The 18,267-nt window shown below is 55.9% G+C and carries 22 protein-coding genes; 11 read left to right on the forward strand and 11 right to left on the reverse strand.

Going from position 1 to position 18,267, the window contains the following annotated elements:
* Nucleotides 1-10: 10 nt before the first annotated feature.
* The 3 genes from bufB to BLU89_RS05960 are packed head-to-tail and all read left to right on the forward strand — an operon-like array spanning nucleotide 11 to nucleotide 2,141.
* On the forward strand, nucleotides 11-868 hold the full coding sequence (gene bufB, locus BLU89_RS05950) for an MNIO family bufferin maturase (protein ID WP_074735243.1): 858 nt from the start codon (nucleotides 11-13) through the stop codon (nucleotides 866-868).
* Nucleotides 865-1,626 carry an HvfC/BufC N-terminal domain-containing protein gene (locus BLU89_RS05955; protein ID WP_074735245.1) on the forward strand — a complete coding sequence of 254 codons (762 nt, stop codon included), beginning with the start codon at nucleotides 865-867 and terminating at the stop codon, nucleotides 1,624-1,626. Before bufB ends, BLU89_RS05955 begins: the two co-directional genes overlap by 4 nt.
* Nucleotides 1,623-2,141, forward strand: coding sequence for a DoxX family membrane protein (locus BLU89_RS05960; protein ID WP_074735247.1), 519 nt, complete (start codon nucleotides 1,623-1,625; stop codon nucleotides 2,139-2,141). Before BLU89_RS05955 ends, BLU89_RS05960 begins: the two co-directional genes overlap by 4 nt.
* Before the next feature lies 1 nt (nucleotide 2,142).
* Here the strand turns inward: BLU89_RS05960 and BLU89_RS05965 are convergent, their stop codons facing one another.
* Together BLU89_RS05965 and BLU89_RS05970 are read right to left on the reverse strand one after the other, a co-directional pair.
* Complete coding sequence (locus BLU89_RS05965) at nucleotides 2,143-2,511, reverse strand: hypothetical protein (protein ID WP_074735249.1); 369 nt, start codon at nucleotides 2,509-2,511, stop codon at nucleotides 2,143-2,145.
* Between the two features lie 42 nt (nucleotides 2,512-2,553).
* Entirely contained in the window at nucleotides 2,554-2,871 is a 318-nt protein-coding gene (locus BLU89_RS05970; protein WP_074735251.1) for an ArsC/Spx/MgsR family protein, read from the reverse strand.
* 214 nt (nucleotides 2,872-3,085) lie between these two features.
* On the opposite strand from BLU89_RS05970, the gene BLU89_RS05975 reads away from it, so the two are divergent.
* Nucleotides 3,086-3,292, forward strand: coding sequence for a cold-shock protein (locus tag BLU89_RS05975; RefSeq protein WP_074735253.1), 207 nt, complete (start codon nucleotides 3,086-3,088; stop codon nucleotides 3,290-3,292).
* 160 nt (nucleotides 3,293-3,452) lie between these two features.
* Here BLU89_RS05975 and thyX read toward each other — a convergent pair whose 3' ends face one another.
* On the reverse strand, nucleotides 3,453-4,364 hold the full coding sequence (gene thyX / locus BLU89_RS05980; RefSeq protein ID WP_074735255.1) for an FAD-dependent thymidylate synthase: 912 nt from the start codon (nucleotides 4,362-4,364) through the stop codon (nucleotides 3,453-3,455).
* A gap of 177 nt (nucleotides 4,365-4,541) precedes the next feature.
* Between thyX and BLU89_RS05985 the strand changes: the two genes are divergently transcribed.
* Together BLU89_RS05985 and BLU89_RS05990 are read left to right on the forward strand one after the other, a co-directional pair.
* Nucleotides 4,542-4,970 (forward strand): VOC family protein, encoded by a 429-nt coding sequence (locus BLU89_RS05985; protein WP_074736429.1) that lies wholly within the window; start codon nucleotides 4,542-4,544, stop codon nucleotides 4,968-4,970.
* A complete protein-coding gene (locus tag BLU89_RS05990; protein ID WP_074735257.1) occupies nucleotides 4,967-5,671 on the forward strand; it encodes a DUF1194 domain-containing protein in 705 nt (234 codons plus the stop codon). Before BLU89_RS05985 ends, BLU89_RS05990 begins: the two co-directional genes overlap by 4 nt.
* A gap of 183 nt (nucleotides 5,672-5,854) precedes the next feature.
* Here the strand turns inward: BLU89_RS05990 and BLU89_RS05995 are convergent, their stop codons facing one another.
* The 3 genes from BLU89_RS05995 to BLU89_RS06005 all read right to left on the reverse strand — a co-directional run bounded on the left by BLU89_RS05995 (nucleotide 5,855) and on the right by BLU89_RS06005 (nucleotide 7,076).
* Nucleotides 5,855-6,352 carry a MarR family winged helix-turn-helix transcriptional regulator gene (locus tag BLU89_RS05995; protein WP_176797661.1) on the reverse strand — a complete coding sequence of 166 codons (498 nt, stop codon included), beginning with the start codon at nucleotides 6,350-6,352 and terminating at the stop codon, nucleotides 5,855-5,857.
* Between the two features lie 77 nt (nucleotides 6,353-6,429).
* Entirely contained in the window at nucleotides 6,430-6,687 is a 258-nt protein-coding gene (locus tag BLU89_RS06000; RefSeq protein WP_074735261.1) for a succinate dehydrogenase assembly factor 2, read from the reverse strand.
* A complete protein-coding gene (locus BLU89_RS06005; protein WP_074735263.1) occupies nucleotides 6,684-7,076 on the reverse strand; it encodes a helix-turn-helix domain-containing protein in 393 nt (130 codons plus the stop codon). Before BLU89_RS06005 ends, BLU89_RS06000 begins: the two co-directional genes overlap by 4 nt.
* Nucleotides 7,077-7,168: 92 nt before the next feature.
* On the opposite strand from BLU89_RS06005, the gene BLU89_RS06010 reads away from it, so the two are divergent.
* Entirely contained in the window at nucleotides 7,169-8,371 is a 1,203-nt protein-coding gene (locus BLU89_RS06010; RefSeq protein WP_074735264.1) for a pyridoxal phosphate-dependent aminotransferase, read from the forward strand.
* A 14-nt stretch (nucleotides 8,372-8,385) separates the two neighbouring features.
* Complete coding sequence (locus BLU89_RS06015; protein WP_074735266.1) at nucleotides 8,386-8,787, forward strand: hypothetical protein; 402 nt, start codon at nucleotides 8,386-8,388, stop codon at nucleotides 8,785-8,787.
* 4 nt (nucleotides 8,788-8,791) lie between these two features.
* Here the strand turns inward: BLU89_RS06015 and BLU89_RS06020 are convergent, their stop codons facing one another.
* The 4 genes from BLU89_RS06020 to BLU89_RS06035 all read right to left on the reverse strand — a co-directional run bounded on the left by BLU89_RS06020 (nucleotide 8,792) and on the right by BLU89_RS06035 (nucleotide 13,876).
* Nucleotides 8,792-10,156 carry an MATE family efflux transporter gene (locus BLU89_RS06020; protein WP_074735268.1) on the reverse strand — a complete coding sequence of 455 codons (1,365 nt, stop codon included), beginning with the start codon at nucleotides 10,154-10,156 and terminating at the stop codon, nucleotides 8,792-8,794.
* 121 nt (nucleotides 10,157-10,277) lie between these two features.
* Nucleotides 10,278-11,207, reverse strand: coding sequence for a polyphosphate kinase 2 (gene ppk2, locus BLU89_RS06025; RefSeq protein ID WP_074735270.1), 930 nt, complete (start codon nucleotides 11,205-11,207; stop codon nucleotides 10,278-10,280).
* 263 nt (nucleotides 11,208-11,470) lie between these two features.
* Nucleotides 11,471-12,079 carry a carboxymuconolactone decarboxylase family protein gene (locus BLU89_RS06030; RefSeq protein WP_074736431.1) on the reverse strand — a complete coding sequence of 203 codons (609 nt, stop codon included), beginning with the start codon at nucleotides 12,077-12,079 and terminating at the stop codon, nucleotides 11,471-11,473.
* 30 nt (nucleotides 12,080-12,109) lie between these two features.
* On the reverse strand, nucleotides 12,110-13,876 hold the full coding sequence (locus BLU89_RS06035; protein ID WP_074735271.1) for an adenylate/guanylate cyclase domain-containing protein: 1,767 nt from the start codon (nucleotides 13,874-13,876) through the stop codon (nucleotides 12,110-12,112).
* Nucleotides 13,877-14,033: 157 nt separating this feature from the next.
* Here BLU89_RS06035 and parE point away from each other — a divergent pair, with 157 nt between their 5' ends.
* The 3 genes from parE (at nucleotide 14,034) to BLU89_RS06050 (ending at nucleotide 17,418) form a co-directional block, all read left to right on the forward strand.
* Entirely contained in the window at nucleotides 14,034-15,992 is a 1,959-nt protein-coding gene (parE, locus tag BLU89_RS06040; RefSeq protein ID WP_074735273.1) for a DNA topoisomerase IV subunit B, read from the forward strand.
* A gap of 9 nt (nucleotides 15,993-16,001) precedes the next feature.
* Nucleotides 16,002-16,814 carry a hypothetical protein gene (locus tag BLU89_RS06045; RefSeq protein WP_074735275.1) on the forward strand — a complete coding sequence of 271 codons (813 nt, stop codon included), beginning with the start codon at nucleotides 16,002-16,004 and terminating at the stop codon, nucleotides 16,812-16,814.
* Between the two features lie 322 nt (nucleotides 16,815-17,136).
* Nucleotides 17,137-17,418 carry a hypothetical protein gene (locus BLU89_RS06050; protein ID WP_074735277.1) on the forward strand — a complete coding sequence of 94 codons (282 nt, stop codon included), beginning with the start codon at nucleotides 17,137-17,139 and terminating at the stop codon, nucleotides 17,416-17,418.
* 54 nt (nucleotides 17,419-17,472) lie between these two features.
* Here BLU89_RS06050 and BLU89_RS06055 read toward each other — a convergent pair whose 3' ends face one another.
* A complete protein-coding gene (locus BLU89_RS06055) occupies nucleotides 17,473-18,243 on the reverse strand; it encodes an alpha/beta hydrolase (RefSeq protein ID WP_074735279.1) in 771 nt (256 codons plus the stop codon).
* Nucleotides 18,244-18,267: the final 24 nt, after the last annotated feature.

Below are 18,267 nucleotides of genomic sequence, written 5' to 3' on the forward strand. Positions count from 1 at the left end.
GGATTTGCAAATGTTGGATGACGCTCTCAGATCGAACCGGTTGCCTGCGGCTCCGGGCGTTGGGTATAAACCACAGCATTTTTCGCAAATCCTTGAACAAGCAAAGCCTGTGGCTTGGCTGGAAATTCATGCCGAAAACTATATGGGTGACGGGGGGCGGCCACTGGCCCAACTACGTCATATGTCTGAACAATTTCCCATTTCCGTACATGGTGTCGGGCTGTCCATCGGCGGCGAAACTCCGCTGGATACCGACCATCTGGCGCGCCTGAAGCATCTTGTTGGCTGGCTGAACCCGGCAAGTTTCTCTGAGCATCTGGCGTGGTCGACCCATGACAGCCACTTTCTGAACGACCTGCTGCCTCTGCCGTACACCGACATAACGCTTGCACGTGTTTGCGACCATATCGATCAGGTGCAAGAAGTGGTCGGGCGGCAAATGCTGCTTGAGAACCCCTCAAGCTATCTGGCTTTTGAGGAAAGCACCTGGTCCGAGCCCGATTTCCTGCGCGAGATTGCCCGGCGCACCGGTTGCGGGCTGTTGCTGGATGTAAATAACGTCTTTGTTTCGGCCACCAATCTGGATTTCTCACCGCAAGGCTATATTGATGTTTATCCGCTGGATCAGGTGGGCGAGATTCATTTGGGCGGTCACGACGAAGACGAAGACGATCACGGTCACCCCCTTTTGATCGACAGCCATGGGCGCGAGGTGGTCGATCCGGTCTGGGCCCTTCTGGACTACGTACTGAACAAGTCAGGCCCTAAACCGTTGCTGATCGAATGGGACACTGATGTGCCGGACTGGCCCATTCTGCGGGCCGAGGCCGAACGTGCGCAAAAAGCGCTGGACCGCGTGCCCGCATGAGTGTGTCGCAGACCACATTTCACAGCGCACTGCTGGACGCCAGTCAACCAATCCCCGATGGGCTGCTGGACGCCGAGGCCCAACCCGCCGGGCGTAGGTTTAGCGTTTACCGCAACAACGTTGCCGTCTCACTGACTGAGGCGATGCATCAGGCCTTCCCAGTCATCGCCAGATTGTTGGGGGCACAGAATATGGACGGGCTGTCCGGGATATTCCTGCGTCAGCACCCACCCACCTCACCTCTGATGATGCTTTATGGTGATGAATTCCCCACCTTTCTGGAAGGGATGGAGCAACTGTCGCATCTGGGATACCTGCCAGATGTCGCGCGTCTGGAGTTGGCGCTGCGGCACGCCTATCATGCCGCCGATAGCCAATCCATTGATCCCGATGCACTCAGCATTCCACCCGAAGATCTGATGCGGGCCAGATTGACGCTTGCCCCGGCAGCGCAAGTCTTGCGATCAGACTGGCCTGTTCACGCAATCTGGTTGTTCAACACCGAAAAAAATGCCCCCAAGCCTCAGGCTGGTGCTCAGGATGTCCTGATCACACGTCCCGAATACGACCCTGCCCCGCATTCATTACCACCGGGTGGTGCGGCATGGATCCTGCGCGTTCAGGACGGCCAAACAATTGGTGAAGCATTTGAAACCACAGTGGCGGAGACGCCCGAATTTGACCTTGGAACCACTCTGGCACTGCTTTTGCAGGGCGGTGCAATAACTTCTGTGACTATCGAAAGGCTGGACACATGACTGCCCTGATCTCAACCTACAACAACGCAATGGAAAAAGCGGATCACGCGTCCGGTTGGCTGACACCAACTCTGGCCCGGGTCGTCTTTGTCGCGGTCCTGTTTGTCTATTACTGGAACTCGGCCACGCTGAAAATCGATGGCTCGATCTTTTCGCCGTCTGCCGGGGCATTTGGACAGATTTTCCCCAAAGCCGCCGAAGCCGTTCTGTATGACGTCTCGCAGATGACTTTCTTCCAGCGTGTTGTCATCTTCTTTGGTACAGTGGCCGAGTTTGCCCTGCCCGTGTTGTTGCTGGTCGGTTTGCTGACACGCTTTGCTGCGCTTGGAATGATCGGCTTTGTCTGGGTTCAGACCCTCACCGATGTCACCGGGCACGGCGTCAAACTGGGTGGTTTGTTCGATAACGCGATCACATTGATGGATCAGCGCGTCATGTGGACATTCCTGTTGTTGGTGATCGTAATCAACGGCGCAGGCCCGCTTTCGGTGGATCGGCTGCTGCGCCTGAAGTGACCTAGAAATGCGCCCTGGGCTCGTCCGGTTTTCCTGCGGCGAGCCCAAGCAAACCTGCCACGCCCGCAAAGGCAATCGGGAACATGGTAAAAACACCAAAGCCAAAGGCGTAATACATCCCAACCGCAGAAACCAGCAGCAGAACGCCCGCGATCAAAGCCCGTGAATGGGCCATTGCACCCCCAACAATTGCCAAAAGCGGCGCCGCGATCGAAGCCGTCTGGATCAAAGCAGGGTTGTCCACCTGTTCAGCAATGCCTTCGATCTCACCAAACTGATCGATGAATTCCACAAATCCGTAACCGAAAAATCCGACTATCATTCCGATCACTCCGGCAATGACGCCCAGTATCATGGCAGCATTTCGCATTCAAAGGTCTCCGTTTGTTGCCTGTGTCACTTAGGCAGTCATTCAGGCAACGCCAAGAGCCTGACGGGTTTCCGGTGTCCAGCCCAGATACATCTGTCCATCGGCCTCGATCAATGGTCGCTTCATCAGTGTTGGGTGATCCGTCAGCAAGGCCAGCACCGGCCGATTGCGCGTCTCATCGTCCAATCCCCGCCAGGTTGTCGATCGTGTATTGAGCAAGGCTTTGCCGAAATTCTCGAATGCTGCTGACAGTACATTTTCGGGAACTCCCTGCACGCGCACATCAATAAATTCAACACCATTAAGTGATTTCAATGCCTTACGGCAAGTATCACAAGTCTTTAACCCATAAAGCCGCATTGTCTGACTGACCCTGTATTTGCTGTAATTTCGAACAAACCGATTAGGTTACCTCAGTTATTCTTGATTTTTTACTTCACCGTGCAATGTTGAAAAAGGCGAAACACGCAACCCGGGCTGTATCGTGTGGGCGAACAGTGATGTGTTGCGGTCTTGCCAACCACTACCCCCACCGATTTGTGGGACAACGTGTAAGTAGAAGGAGACACGGGAAATGCCAACTGGCACCGTGAAATGGTTTAATACAACCAAGGGCTTTGGTTTCATTGCCCCCGATGAAGGTGGCAAAGATGTGTTTGTACACATCTCGGCCGTAGAACGATCCGGCCTGACCGGACTCGCTGACAATCAAAAAGTCTCGTACGAGCTTGAAGACGGACGTGACGGTCGCCAGATGGCGGCTGATTTGAAGCCGCTGTAAGGCAAAACCCGCCCCGGCGGGAAAGACAAAGAAGGTTGGCGGCCAATTTTCGGCCGTTGACCGATCTCAGGAACCTATCTTCAATGCGCACTGAAGCTGTTTCAATGCGCGTATTTGTGTTTTCTCAACGAACCGGTAGCTTAAGTCGCAAAGGTTTTCTTCAGCCCTCGCGAATTACCCCTTCAAACTCGCGCCATTCCCGCGCCGTCATGCCTGAATTCTCCTGAGTGACGGTTTCACCGCTGAGCATCCGACGCAGGCAGGTCACCATCTGGGCCGATAGGTTGACCGCACCAAGGCGATAATCTTCAAACGCGCGATAGGCGAACGGCACCCAATCGGCAACGATCTTGCACATCATATCCGCATAGACCCGAATTTCATACTGCGCGTGCGGGTCGGCCCGCAGACGCAGGAAGTGGAACAGATTGTGCAGGTCCACCTTCCAGTACCATTGCGTGTAGATATTTGCGGGCAGGTTCATTCGCGCCAGTTCACGCGCCAACCCCTGCTGATCATCCTGCCCGATCATCGCTTCGTAATTGTCATAACAGCGTGCACTGTCCGCCTTCAGAATTTCCAGCACGCGCGCCGCTTCTTCGCCCTGCAACGCATCGCCACGACCCTGATTGTTGACCTCGGATTGCGCGGCCATGTGTTCGGGTGCGGGGATGTAGAATTCCCGGTCCAGAATCGAATAGCGGGCCGAGTATTCGTTTACATTTGCCGTCCGGTGGCGAATCCACTGGCGCGCCACGAACACCGGCAGTTTGACGTGCAGCTTAATCTCGCACATCTCAAACGGGGTAGAATGCCAGTGCCGCATCAGATAGCGGATCAGGCCCTCGTCATTCTGGACGGATTTGGTGCCCTTCCCATAAGACACACGCGCCGCCTGACAGATCGCGGCATCATCGCCCATATAGTCAATGACCCGCACAAACCCGTGATCCAGAACCTGATGCGCTGTGTAGAGATTGTCTTCCATGCCTTCGGCAACGACGCGTCGTGTCGGGCTCGACTGTGCACGTTGCGCTTCGATCTCGGCCAGTTGGTCGTAAGACAGCGGCATGAAATTGTCCTTTCCAGCAATGAGTCGCCCACCACTATATATCGGCTTTTCGACCATCGAAACCGCGATATGTGCGGCTTAATGCGCAATTTTGGAAATGTGCCCGAGCTGCCCCTCGACATGGGACCGCGGCGCGCTAAGCTGCTGATCATCACAATCAATGTAAGGAAAGTCGCGATGGGGCTGACATATCTTCACACTATGGTCCGCGTGAAGGATCTTGAGAAATCCATGGCATTCTATGAGCTTCTGGGCCTGAAAGAGACCCGCCGTTATGAAAGCGAAGCGGGTCGATTCACGCTATTGTTCCTCGCACCACCGGGACAAGAGGATGCCCCGATCGAGCTGACTTATAACTGGGATGGAGACGATGATCTGCCTAGTGACAGCCGCCATTTTGGCCACCTCGCCTATGGCGTCGACAATATTTACGAGACCTGCCAGCACCTTCAGGACAACGGAGTCGTGATCAACCGACCGCCTCGTGATGGTCGCATGGCATTTGTGCGCTCGCCCGACAATATCTCGGTCGAGTTGCTGCAAAACGGACAGGCCCTGGAACCGGCAGAGCCTTGGGCGAGCATGGAAAGCGCCGGCCACTGGTGATCCGCTGGATAACATCTCTGGGGCTGTTCGTTGCGGGCAGCCCCGTTTGGGCCGAGCAATGTCGGCTGGCGCTGGTGCTGGCGATGGATGTTTCGACCTCGGTTGATGCCACCGAGGATGCGTTGCAACGTAAAGGGTTAGCCGCCGCCCTGATCGCGCCCGAGATACAGGAGGCGTTCTTTGTTTCACCACAGCCTGTTGCATTGGCGGTTTATGAATGGTCTGGCAGTTTCAACCAGAAGCTCCTGCTGGATTGGCAAATAATCACGACAACTGCAGATCTGGTCACAGCTGCCCATCGCATAGGTATCTCCGAGCGATCTACCAGCGATTACCCCACTGCGATGGGCCATGCACTGGCGTATGGCGCGACTCTTTTACAACGTGCCCCTGGATGCCTGTCACAAACCATCGACATATCCGGCGATGGCAAGAACAACGACGGTTACGGGCCGCAAATTGCCTACAAACACTTTCCTTTCGAGAACACCATCGTCAACGGGCTGGTGATCAATGCCGCCGATTTCGAGGGTGAAATCGACCTGATCCCGTTCTTTCAACAAAACGTTCTACACGGTCCCGGTGCATTCCTCGAAATCGCTGAAGGGTTTGACGATTTCGAACGCGCCATGCGTCGCAAACTTGAGCGGGAATTGAAAGGTCTGGAACTCAGCGCGCTGCAAACGGAGATAGCAGACTGATCCTTTTTGACGTCGTATCGCTTTGCTATCTGACCTGCCGATGTGATTTGCAGTGCTGTCTGGCACCAGCGCTGAACCGCCAGGAGGCGTACGCCTGACCTGGAACAATCAAGAATCGATCGCCCGAAAACTGATCTACAAACCTGACGGGCTGGTGCTGTCAAAGGCACGGCTTACCCGAGATCAATAGATATAACGAATCTGATCGGTCCAGTATCGTTCCACCCGGCGCAATGATCCGGTGATCTCTTCGATGCCGTCAGATCCGATCACACCTCGGCTTTGCAACCCTTCTGCGTGGCGGGCGAACAGGTCTGATACGATATCCCGGATCTCTCGCCCGCGCGGCGTCAGGCGCACGCGGACCGAGCGGCGGTCGATCTCGCATCTCTGATGATGCATATAGCCCATCTCGACCAGCTTCTTGAGATTGTAGCTGACGTTACTGCCCTGATAGTAGCCACGGCTCTTCAACTCTCCGGCTGTAACCTCGTGATCACCAATATTGAACAACAGCAGGGCCTGTACTGCGTTGATCTCTAACACACCAACGCGCTCGAACTCATCCTTGATGACATCCAGAAGCAAGCGGTGCAAACGCTCGACCAGCGCCAACGCCTCAAGATAGCTCGTCATGAACCCCTTGGTCCCGGGCGCGGCGACCTGTAACTCCATACTCATCCAATCCTCCGATTCATCGCGCTGTTTCTAAAAACATGACGCGAATTCCCGAAAAATCGGTTAAGCCTGATTATTCTCTATTTTTGAAAGGTCTGCGCGATATCAGCGATCAGATCCGCCAGCGGCGCAGGCGGGCTGGCCTGCCCGGTCACCCATTGGTACAGGTCCTGATCATTTTCATGCAGCAGAGCATCAAAGGTGTTCAACCCATCTTCATCCATCGAAGACAGGTTGCGGTCCGCATAGGCCGTCAGAATCAGGTCCATCTCTTTGATCCCGCGCCGCATCGAACGCATTTTCATGCGTTTGATACGCGTATCGCGGGATTCTGTCATTGACCGCGTTCCAGTTTCAGGCGCAATGCCTTCTCTACGCGGGCCAGACGCTCGGAACTGGCGCGCATCTCACCCCGGATCGAACGCAGTTCGACCACCAGTTCGTTCAATTCGGCATCGACGTCCCCGGCAAGCGCGGTGGTGTCCATACCATCGCCTTCACCCGTCAGAAGCCACATGATCGAAACGTTCAGCATCCCGGCCATCATCGACAATTTGTTGGCACGGGGTTCAGACAGATCATCTTCCCATCCGACAATCGTGGCCTTTTTGACCCCAAGGCGACGCGCCAACTGAGTCTGGGTCATGCCAGCCGCATCGCGCGCACCAGCAACGCGATCCCCGAAAGTTGCAGTATCAGGACCGAACCAGTCATTTTCGTCGTTCATCGGGGACTCCAATAGGTGGGTTTCAATTGGCTTGATCGATATTCCCGCGCACCCTATGACAGACAGGCTGAACATACAAACCGAGGCCGCCCATGAGTTTCCTGTCTGCGACATTGTCACGCGTAAAACCCTCGCCCACGATCGCTATGACAGCGAAGGCGGCCGAATTGAAGGCAGCCGGACGAGACGTCATCGGACTCAGCGCGGGTGAGCCCGATTTCGACACGCCCCAGAATATCAAGGATGCCGCCATCGCTGCCATCGCCGCAGGCAAGACAAAGTATACCGCGCCAGATGGCATCCCCGAGTTAAAACAGGCCGTCTGCACCAAGATGAAGCGCGACCATGGGCTGGAATACACGCCCGCTCAGGTCTCGGTCGGGACTGGCGGCAAGCAGACACTCTATAATGCGCTGATGGCAACACTGAATGACGGGGATGAAGTGATCATCCCTGCGCCCTATTGGGTCAGTTACCCCGATATGGTCTTGTTGGCGGGTGGCACACCCGTGGAGGTGGAAACCAGCCTCGAAAACAATTTCAAGCTGACGCCCGCGCAGCTGGAGGCGGCCATCACACCAAACACCAAATGGTTCATCTTCAACTCGCCCTCGAACCCCACGGGGGCAGGCTATGGCCGGGATGAGTTGAAAGCATTGACCGATGTGCTGATGCGCCACCCGCATGTCTGGATCATGACCGACGATATGTATGAGCATCTGGCCTATGACGGGTTTGAATTCTGTACGCCTGCACAGGTTGAACCGCGGCTGTATGACCGGACGCTGACCTGTAACGGTGTGTCCAAAGCCTATGCCATGACCGGCTGGCGCATTGGCTATGCCGCAGGCCCGGTCGAGTTGATTGCAGCTATGCGTAAGGTACAGTCACAATCGACTTCGAACCCTTGTTCGGTCAGCCAATGGGCTGCGGTTGAGGCACTAAACGGAACCCAGGCCTTTCTTGCACCCAACAACGAGATCTTTAAACGCCGTCGCGATCTGGTCGTCAAAATGCTGAGCCAGATCGACGGCATCACCTGCCCGACACCCGAGGGCGCGTTTTACGTCTATCCCTCAATCTCGGGTCTGATCGGCAAATCGTCGCCCGCTGGCACCGTAATCGATTCTGACCAAGTGTTTGCCACCGCCCTGCTGGAAGAGGCCGACGTGGCAGTGGTGTTTGGCGCGGCGTTCGGCCTGTCACCGAATTTCCGCGTTAGCTACGCAACCTCGGATGAAGCCCTGACCGAAGCCTGCGCGCGCATCCAACGCTTCTGCGCCGCGCTGACCTGACCCCGGAGGCCCGAATGTCCACTGACCTGCCCGAGTACTATTTCCGTGTGCGAGAAAACGGTGCAGCGGTGTTCAGGGTCGATACGGAGAACCGCCAGCGCCGGATTGAGATGGACCAGATTGCAGTGATCAATATCCGCAATGGTGAGGTCAAACCGCAGGGCCAGCGCATTCTGACCGACACCGACAAAACTGAAATCGCTCGGTGGATGGAGGAACGCAAGGTTCTGCTTTCGCGGCGCGACATCGACGATATTCACCGTACGGTTGACCATTTGAACCTGACCACGCAATGGGCGCAATCCAAGGCAACGGATGAACAGTTGGAAGGAGTGACTGATCGACTTTTGATGGCGATGCACGATCTGCGATCGGTTCTGGTTAGAAAAAAGTCGGACCGGATCAGCAAAAAGTGATCGCTCAGGCGGGAACCTCACCGACTTCGTGCACAGATCGCAACCAGAAGCGGGCCATCAAAAGCACGGCAGCACAGGCAAGACCCAGCACAAGGCCGAGCCACACACCGATCCCCTCCATCCCCTGAACAAAGCCAAAGTAGTAAGAGGCCGGAATACCGATCACCCAATAGCTGAGCGCAGCCATCACCATCGGAACCTTGGCATCCTGAAGCCCACGCAACAGGCCCAGCGCGATCACCTGCGCCCCATCGACAAGCTGGAACAGAGCAGCCATCGCCAGCAGCCCGGAACCAATCAGCAGAATTTGTGGCCGCTGTGGATCATCGGTTTCCATGAACAGCGAAATCAATGGTTCGGCACAGGTCAGGAACAGGATAACGGTCAGAACCGACATCACCAAAGACATCCCGATCACTGTAATCGCACCTTTCTCAAGATGCGCCCGATCCCGACGGCCCAGTGCATTGCCCGCCCTGATGGTAGCCACGTTCGACAGGCCCAGATGCACCATGAACGTTGCAGATGCGAGGTTCAGTGCGATGCCATGCGCAGCCAGCGGCACCGGGCCCAACCAACCCATCATCACGGCTGAGATCGCGAACAACGAAACCTCGGCCAGTGTCGTCAGTCCGATGGGAACACCCAAGCGCAGAACACTCATGAACATCTCCCAATCCGGACGCCAAAAGCGTTGAAACAAGCTGTGGTCCGGCAGCGCCCTCACCGCATAGATCACAACCGCCACCAGCGCGACGGTCTGCGTCACGACCGAGGCGATAGCCGCACCGATTACCCCAAGCTCGGGGGCCCCCCAATTTCCGAAAATCAGCGCATAATTCGTTACCCCATTGACCATCGCAGCAACGACGGTAATCCAAAGCACGATTTGCGTCCGCTCAAGCGCGGCCAGGTAGGATTTCAAAACCATCACCAGCAGTGCCGGGAACAGACCCCATCCCGCAATCCGCAGATAAATTGACGCTGTTTCAGCTATTTGCGGCTCTTGCTTTAATGCGATCAATATCGGGTATGACCACCACAGAAGGGGCATCATCACTGTTGCATAGATCAGCGATAACCATAAACCCATCCGCGTGGAGCGCCGAATACTAGTCTCATTTTCCTCTGCTGCAGCGGTCGCAACCATGGGCATAACAGCCAGGCCAAACCCCGCACCAAACAGAAAAAGGACAAAGAAATAGCTACTGGCCAACGTCACCGCCGCCAGCGCCTCAATCCCATACCACCCCAACATGATAGTGTCGGTCAGACCAATAGCGAACTGCGCCAGATGCCCGCCGATCAAAGGCAGGCCCAGCACCGTTATCGCGCGCAAATGACCGGGATATGTCATCACCTTGTTCATCTCGCCAGCCTTAGGCTTGACCGGTCTGCAAGACAAGAGCGAGACAGATTTATTTCAAGGTGAGACTTTCGAAGCTGCGTGAGCAAAAAGCCATCACCCTCTCGGGCAATGGCCTTGGCCATCAGCCAATCTTGACCTCAGGATGCAACGCTGTCCCATTGATATGGTCCGAGCGGTGGATCACGTGATGGGCCTGCCCGACGATCATCGGATCCGGCTCACCCACGATTCTGTGGTCCTTGTCCGGGTAATCCAACGTCGACAGAAAGTGACGCATACAGTTCAGGCGCGCGCGTTTCTTGTCGTTGGATTTGACGATAGTCCAGGGCGCGTCCGCGGTGTCTGTATAAAAGAACATCGCCTCTTTCGCCTCGGTATAGTCATCCCATTTGCTCAGGCTGGCCTTGTCGATTGGCGACAGTTTCCACTGTTTCAGCGGATCGGTCTCGCGACTTCTAAAGCGGCGCTGTTGTTCTTCCTGCGTGACCGAGAACCAGTATTTGTAAAGTTGAATACCCGATCGAACCAGCATCCGCTCCAACTCGGGCGTCTGCCGCATGAATTCCAGATACTCGTTAGGAGAACAGAACCCCATCACCCGTTCGACGCCTGCGCGATTGTACCAGGAACGGTCATAAAACACCATCTCGCCGACCGTCGGAAGCTGCTGCACATAGCGCTGGTAATACCACTGCCCTTTCTCTTCACCGGTCGGTTTGTTCAACGCCACAACACGCGCCTGACGCGGGTTCAGATGCTCCATGAACCTCTTGATCGTACCGCCTTTCCCTGCGGCATCACGGCCCTCGAACAACAATACAAACCGCTGCCCGGTTTCCTGCCCCCACAATTGCACCTTCAGCAACTCAGTCTGCAACTCGGCCTTCTGCGCCTCGTATTCCTTACGTGCCAACTTGCGGCCATAGGGGTATCGGCCGCTCTCAAAGGCCTGCCGGATTTTTTCAGGGCTGGGTGCTGAGCTATCTGGCTTTGAGGGAGTTACCGTTTTGATCTGAGGCGATTTCCGGGCTGTCTCGGGCGTGGCGTCCATGCTTGTTCTCCTCGGCTTCACTGTCTTTGGAAACCTCTAGCAAATGACCTCGGCCCGCGCATTGATTGGTGTCAAACTGACTTATGTTTTCCCGCAATTATGATGCGATATTTCGTCCAATCCGCCGTTATCCAGCACAGCGATCACTTCCCACGAACCGCCCTGATCCAGTCTTTGACTGGCTATAAGATCCCGAAGAGCAGGCATTACTTGCCCATTGGTTCGAGAGCCAATGGCGGCGGAGAAAGCCCCTCACTCTACCCTTACCGATGCCCCCAATCGCCGGGATTGTCGGAATTGTTCGGCGACAACCCCAAAACATCCCCCTCGGTCGAACATCCCAGCCCCAGTACCGTTCTGTTGGCATAGGAGAAATACGAACACACCTGGTTGATCTCGAGGATCTCTCCATCCTCCCAACCCGCCTCCCGCAGAGCGGAAACATCTGCCTCGATCAGATCACCTGGCGCCTCGGTTAGCTTACGCGCGTAACCCATCGCTGCCACCTGCGCCGCGTCCAATGGGGCCGAAGCCGGATCACGCGCCTCAATCGCGGCACGTATCTCATTTCCGCGTGCTTCATCCTGCAACAGCCGTTGCAGTCCGGCGAAGTGATGTTCGACACAATAGCCGCATCGGTTCAACGCGCTGACCCAAACGCCGAGCACTTCCAGAAACCACTTGGGCACCGTATTGGCCGAGTGATGCAGAACGTTCTTGTAAACCGCCATGTGGGCTTCCATCGAATGCGGACGCAACGAATGTGCCATCATGATGTTGTCGACATTGTTATCCGGGCCAGTCACCCGTTCATAAAGCTTCTTCAGCTTTCCTGTTGCCTCGTTGAACGGCACCGTTCTGATCCAACTCATCATATCATTCCTATCCGATAATGGCTTCGCCTATTCAGGCAGCCCGGCAAGTCTCAGCCCTTCCAGATAAGGGAGCAACCCACCTTCGTCCGTGGTCGGGTAGGCGCTGTGAAGCTCACTGATCGACAAGGTTGGAACTTCTTGCAGGGCCAAGGCCAATTCTTGTTTGGCATACTCAATCTGCCCAAGTTGCGCCAACGTCGCGGCAAGTACAGCATGTGGCCAATAACCGACGGCGTTGGGATGCCGACGCGTTTTCTGCGCCCAAATCAGCGCATTATCGTAATCTCGTGACAACAAAAATGTAAGAGCCTGTACCACCAGCGATGCCCAGATAATCGGGTCACGTGGGCTTAACCGTTCACACATGGCATTGGCTTTATGTGCCTCATCAAATCGTCCGGCCAGACACAGGGCCATACCCAGCCCGTGATAGGCCTGCGCAAAACTGGGATTGAGTTCGATCGCCGATTCCAGCGCCGCAATCGCATCCTCTGTCCGCCCTTTCATCATGTAGATGCGTCCAATGCCGAAATAGGCAACCGCATCACGTGAGTCAGCCGCAAGCGCCTTATGCCCCGCCTCCAACCCGGCGTCCAGCTCGACCTGCATCTCGTCAGTCTTGACCCAATGCATGACAACACTCTGGTAATGCACATAAGCTCTGTAGGCGTGAGCTGGCGCAAAACCCGGATCTAGTTCACTGGCTCGCGTCAGGAATGACAGTGCAGCATCGTGGTCATCCTGCGAATACGACCACATGTGAAATACCCCGCGCTGAAAGGATTCCCACGCGTCCAGACTGTCGGGTGACTTTCCTGCGACACGCGCACGCTCTACTGCGGAAATCTCCGGCTCTACGGCACCGATTATCGTTTGGGTCATTTCGTCCTGCAACTCGAAGATATCCTCGAGTTGCCGGTCATACCGTTCTGCCCATACATGGTGACCATCCGATGCATCGATCAATTGCGCCGTTACACGCACCCGACCGCCTGCGCAGCGAATACTGCCTTCAAGGACGTAGCGCACACCCAGTTCACGCGAGACGGCTTTGACGTCGACTGCTTTTCCTTTGTAGGTAAACGTACTGTTGCGCGCGATCACATAGAACCATCGAATGCGTGATAATGCCGTGATCAGATCTTCTGTTATTCCATCCGCCAGATAGTCCTGATCGCCATCTTCGGACATGTTGTCGAAGGGCAGCACCGCAATCGACGGCTTGTCCAGCGGGGCGAGTACCGGAGCGACAGGCTCTGCCCGGGGCCGCGCAACGCGTTCCGCATTTCCAGGCAAAACCGAAAACACCTGTACTGGCTCGTTCAAATTCTTAACCTTCTGCGGGCCGAGATCAACAAAACGCAGATCGCTGCTTCTCGCAATCTGGTCACGGACAGAGGCGGACACACAGATTCCCCCCGGATCAGCCAGAGCTTCGAGCCGGGCTGCAATATTGACACTATTTCCGAATATATCGCCGTTGCGATGGATAATATCACCCAGATTTACGCCAATCCGAAACTGAAAGCTGTTCCCATCCGTGGCGGCAGACTGCCATTCTGAAGCGCATGTGACCGCATCGGTTGCGCTGGCAAACTCAGCCAGCAACCCATCGCCCATCAATTTGACGATGCTACCACCATGCCGCTCGATCATTGGGCGTATAGAATCGCGCAAAAGTACCGATAACGCCTTGAACGTTCCGGCCTCATCCTCGCTCATCAGGTTGGAATACCCAACGACATCTGCGGCCAAAATTGCGGCTAGTTTCCGATCGTTTCCCGAGTTTTTCATCTCAGTCACAGTAACCGTCTCAGCAATCCCGATCCATGTAAAAGGTCACATAAGGCCGTATTTCTGGCTGTATGCTTCAGGTGAAGCCGCATAGGCTCTTTCCGAACTCCCCACTCACTGCCATAATGCACAAAACATATAAAAAAGAGCAGCGCCCATGCCCGACGACCTGTTGACGCCAGAAGCGACCAATACCTATGACGCCTCATCGATTGAGGTGCTTGAAGGCCTGGAACCGGTTCGCAAACGCCCCGGCATGTATATCGGCGGCACGGATGAGCGTGCTTTGCACCATATGGTCGCCGAAATCCTCGACAACTCGATGGACGAGGCCGTGGCGGGCCATGCCAACCGGATCGAGGTGGAGTTGCATGCCGATTACGCCCTGACCGTGCGCGACAACGGGCGCGGCATCCCAATTGACCCGCACCCAAAGTTCCCTGACAAATCCGCGCTGGAAGTCATCCTGTGCACCCTTCATGCGGGTGGCAAATTCTCGGGCAAAGCCTATCAGACCTCGGGCGGTTTGCACGGGGTTGGTGCATCCGTTGTCAACGCTCTGTCGGATTCGATGGTCGTTCAGGTGGCTCGTGACAAGCAGCTATTTGAGCAACGCTTCTCTCGTGGTGTTCCGCTGGGGCCGGTCGAAAAGGTCGGCGCAGCCCCCAACCGGCGCGGCACAATGGTGACCTTCCACGCCGATCCCGATATTTTCGGCCACCACAAGTTCAAACCCGCCCGCCTGTTCAAATCCATCCGCTCCAAGGCTTACCTGTTCTCGGGCGTCGAAATCCGCTGGAAGTCCCACATCGACGACGGCGAAACCCCGACCGAGGCCACCTTCCACTTCCCCGGCGGTCTGTCCGATTACCTAAAGGAAACGATGAACGGCTCGTCCACCTATGCCGAGCAGCCCTTTGCGGGCACAGTAGACTTTCAGGAAAAATTCAACGCCCCCGGCAAGGTCGAATGGGCGATCAACTGGACGCCTTCGCGCGACGGGTTCATCCAGTCCTACTGTAACACCGTTCCCACACCCGAAGGCGGCACCCATGTGGCCGGGTTCTGGGCCGCCGTCCTCAAAGGCATCAAGGCTTACGGAGAACTGATCAACAACAAGAAGGCCGCGCAAATCACCCGTGATGATCTGATCACCGGTGGCTGCGCGCTGGTGTCGTGCTTCATCTCGGAACCGGAATTCGTCGGCCAGACCAAAGACCGTCTGGCCACGGTCGAGGCACAGCGGCTGGTCGAAAACTCGGTCCGCGACCATTTCGACAACTGGCTGGCCGCGGACAACAAATCCGCCGGTGCGATCCTCGACTTCCTCATTTTGAGGTCCGAGGAACGTCTGCGCCGGCGGGCCGAGAAGGAAACACAACGCAAGTCCGCCACTAAGAAACTTCGTCTCCCCGGCAAGTTGGTGGACTGTAGTAGTTCAACACGGGACGGCACGGAATTATTCATCGTCGAGGGCGACTCGGCGGGCGGATCCGCCAAGATGGGCCGCAACCGCAAAACACAGGCCCTTTTGCCCCTGCGCGGCAAGATCCTGAACGTGCTGGGCGCGGCCAGTTCCAAGTTGGGCACCAATGCCGAGATCAACGATCTGACCCAAGCGTTAGGCGTGGGCCTTGGCACCCGCTTCAACGTTGACGACCTGCGCTATGACAAGATCATCATCATGACCGACGCGGATGTGGACGGCGCGCATATCGCAGCACTGCTGATGACGTTCTTCTTCACCCAGATGCGGCCCATGATCGACGCGGGCCACCTCTACCTCGCCTGCCCGCCCCTCTACCGCCTGACCCAAGGCGCCAAACGCGTCTATTGTCTGGACGAGGCCGAGCGTGACGCGTGGATGGAAAAAGGTCTGGGCGGCAAGGGCAAGATCGACGTCTCGCGCTTCAAGGGTCTGGGCGAAATGGACGCCAAGGACCTGAAAGAGACCACGATGGACCCGGCATCCCGCAAACTGATCCGTGTTACCATCGACGAGGACGAGCCCGGCGAGACCGGCGATCTTGTCGAGCGCCTGATGGGCAAAAAACCCGAACTGCGGTTCCAGTACATTCAGGAGAACGCGCGGTTTGTGGAGGAGTTGGATGTTTGAGGAATTACGGTGAATCCGGAGATCGTTGCCGAGGCCAACTACGACTCCGGAATCCGCAGACAGGACTTTAATGTTCAAGTGCCCGGTGTGTACAGCAGTAAACTATGGCGCGGATACAATGGAATTACACAGCTTAGCAGAGTGAAGTACATTCACCTCCAACTCGCTAAGATGTATCAACTTTCGGAGCAGCGAAAAGCAGCTACGGACCTCTACGAAAAGCACAAAGAGCAACCCAGCGCAGAACTCTTGTTGATGGCGGGATTCTTTGATCCCAAAGATTTCTCATGTGATCTAGATCGCCTCATCAAAGGAGATAGAAGCGTCAATCGTAATCTTACTTTAGGTTTTGCTGAGCACAACTTTATCTCATCAAACCTGATTTCTTCCATCCGAAGATTCCTAGACGTGCATTTGCAGATACTTTGTGTTGAAAAGTTAGGGGGTAGGAAAGAGAACGGCTCCCTATCGATCAAGTATGATAGTGTAGGAGCGCTGCTAAACCCTAAGGTCACTAAGCCCGAAGCGCATACGGCGAGGCGCTATATGTGGGGTTCCGAGAATCTAGCCGGCAAGAGTTTCGAGTTTATCAGGCTTGTTGACACTCTTTCGAACTGTATGAAACATCACTTCATGCAGGAGCAAGCAATGAACCTGTTCTCGGTTGACGAGCCTTCGATTGTGGCATTTGAAGCAAGAAACAAAGACCCAAGAAAAGTTATCTACCACAATCATTTTGCCTGGCAGATCGTCGCTGGATTTCAGCAATTGGTCGATCAACTGGCTAAAAGCTTTGAAGCTGACTTCTCTCATGCTTCTTAGCAAGCGTGGGATGGGTTCTCGCACCCATAAAATCTCTCGCATGAGATGGGTTGCAAACACTCACCCTGTTTGACCAAATCCCGCGCACACATAGGGCGGCCCGGGCGCGTGCGTGATGCCTCGCATCATGCATTGGGTGGATAACGCGCGACACCTCCCCACCCCGTAGGCCAGGCTTCAGCCCGGCACACCGCAACCCCCTTGCCTAACCCGTTGATCCCGTTCACACTTACCCTCAATCCGTCATCCAAGAACGACATTTGAGGTTCCGAGCGTCCAAGACCCAATTGACCAACAACACATTTCCGAACGGGAGGACGACATGAAAACACTAACCCTCGGGCTGGCCCTGACCCTGCTGGCCTCGGCAGCCCCCGCGCAGCAGATGATCAGCACCGCATCGCCAATTCCGGACGGGGCCGAGACGCGGTTCTGCTACTACAAAGGCATGGCCTATTCGCCAGACTCGTTCATCCTGCTGACCGGCGACAATACCGTCACCTCAACCATCAGCACGCGCGAGGAACGGCTGCTGCGATGTCATCGCAACGATGATGGGTCACTCAGCTGGAAACCGCAGAGCACATTTCAGTTGAACAAGTAGGATGGGTTTCTAACCCATCACGGCAAAACAGGAGTGATGGGGTGCAACCCCATCCTACCCCAGCTTTTGTTCCAACCATTCCACAATCTGCCCGGCAGGTCCTTCCCAGCCGGGTTCCATGAACAGAAAATGCGCGTGGTTCTCGACCGCCATAAACGTCGCGCGGTCTCCGTAAAGCTTCGCCAACGCGCGGCAGGTGTTGGGGTTCACGGCTCGTTCCTCGGTGCCTGACACGATCAGCACCGGGCAGTCCACCTTGTCGATATCAACCTTCATCGCGTGGTGGTCGTCGAACATCCAGAAGAACATCTCGAACATCACCCGCCCGCTTTCTGCGCCCAGCTGGTCGAACACCTCATGCTGCTGCGCCTCGGGCATTTTGTTCAGCGCAAACGGGGCCATCAGATCGAAATCAACCCGCATGGGCTGTTTCCAGAACGCCCCGCCCTCCATCAAAGCGCGTGGCACGGCGCGTTCGTCGTCGGTTTCGGGCAACGTGCCCCACGGCGCGTTTGGGTTGATCAGGACAATCGCGCTGGCCAACCCACGCGCAGCCACCTGCTGCGCCACAACGCCCGCGATGGCATGACCCAGCAGTACCGGCTTGCTGTCCAGCCCCTGAACGAACGCCGCAATGTCGTCGGTATAATCCGTCACGCTGGTGTCCGTCAGCCCCGGGTCAGGCTCGGCCTTCGGGTCCCCGCCATGATAGCGCAGCGCAGGCGTATGGACCGTCCAGCCACGCCCGCGGAAGAAATCAGCGTAACCTTCCATACACCACGGCCCGGCAAAGGCCCCATGGATCAGGACAATCTCTTTAGTCATGAAAACCTCCCTCACCTCTGATCA

The organism is Ruegeria halocynthiae (genome assembly GCF_900106805.1).
Classification (GTDB): domain Bacteria; phylum Pseudomonadota; class Alphaproteobacteria; order Rhodobacterales; family Rhodobacteraceae; genus Ruegeria; species Ruegeria halocynthiae.

Excerpts from the sequence above, each read along its gene's own strand:
- thyX (WP_074735255.1), bottom strand. The coding sequence starts at position 4,364 with ATGCCGCTGTCTTACGACCAACTGGCCGAGATCGAAGCGCAACGTGCA.
- BLU89_RS06030 (WP_074736431.1), bottom strand. The coding sequence starts at position 12,079 with ATGAGTTGGATCAGAACGGTGCCGTTCAACGAGGCAACAGGAAAGCTG.
- BLU89_RS06005 (WP_074735263.1), bottom strand. The coding sequence starts at position 7,076 with ATGAACGACGAAAATGACTGGTTCGGTCCTGATACTGCAACTTTCGGG.
- BLU89_RS06015 (WP_074735266.1), top strand. The coding sequence starts at position 8,386 with ATGTCCACTGACCTGCCCGAGTACTATTTCCGTGTGCGAGAAAACGGT.
- BLU89_RS05985 (WP_074736429.1), top strand. The coding sequence starts at position 4,542 with ATGGGGCTGACATATCTTCACACTATGGTCCGCGTGAAGGATCTTGAG.
- parE (WP_074735273.1), top strand. The coding sequence starts at position 14,034 with ATGCCCGACGACCTGTTGACGCCAGAAGCGACCAATACCTATGACGCC.
- BLU89_RS06020 (WP_074735268.1), bottom strand. The coding sequence starts at position 10,156 with ATGAACAAGGTGATGACATATCCCGGTCATTTGCGCGCGATAACGGTG.
- BLU89_RS06010 (WP_074735264.1), top strand. The coding sequence starts at position 7,169 with ATGAGTTTCCTGTCTGCGACATTGTCACGCGTAAAACCCTCGCCCACG.
- BLU89_RS05975 (WP_074735253.1), top strand. The coding sequence starts at position 3,086 with ATGCCAACTGGCACCGTGAAATGGTTTAATACAACCAAGGGCTTTGGT.
- ppk2 (WP_074735270.1), bottom strand. The coding sequence starts at position 11,207 with ATGGACGCCACGCCCGAGACAGCCCGGAAATCGCCTCAGATCAAAACG.
- BLU89_RS05965 (WP_074735249.1), bottom strand. The coding sequence starts at position 2,511 with ATGCGAAATGCTGCCATGATACTGGGCGTCATTGCCGGAGTGATCGGA.
- BLU89_RS06000 (WP_074735261.1), bottom strand. The coding sequence starts at position 6,687 with ATGACAGAATCCCGCGATACGCGTATCAAACGCATGAAAATGCGTTCG.
- BLU89_RS05995 (WP_176797661.1), bottom strand. The coding sequence starts at position 6,352 with ATGAGTATGGAGTTACAGGTCGCCGCGCCCGGGACCAAGGGGTTCATG.
- bufB (WP_074735243.1), top strand. The coding sequence starts at position 11 with ATGTTGGATGACGCTCTCAGATCGAACCGGTTGCCTGCGGCTCCGGGC.
- BLU89_RS05970 (WP_074735251.1), bottom strand. The coding sequence starts at position 2,871 with ATGCGGCTTTATGGGTTAAAGACTTGTGATACTTGCCGTAAGGCATTG.
- BLU89_RS06050 (WP_074735277.1), top strand. The coding sequence starts at position 17,137 with ATGAAAACACTAACCCTCGGGCTGGCCCTGACCCTGCTGGCCTCGGCA.
- BLU89_RS05955 (WP_074735245.1), top strand. The coding sequence starts at position 865 with ATGAGTGTGTCGCAGACCACATTTCACAGCGCACTGCTGGACGCCAGT.
- BLU89_RS05960 (WP_074735247.1), top strand. The coding sequence starts at position 1,623 with ATGACTGCCCTGATCTCAACCTACAACAACGCAATGGAAAAAGCGGAT.
- BLU89_RS06055 (WP_074735279.1), bottom strand. The coding sequence starts at position 18,243 with ATGACTAAAGAGATTGTCCTGATCCATGGGGCCTTTGCCGGGCCGTGG.
- BLU89_RS06035 (WP_074735271.1), bottom strand. The coding sequence starts at position 13,876 with ATGAAAAACTCGGGAAACGATCGGAAACTAGCCGCAATTTTGGCCGCA.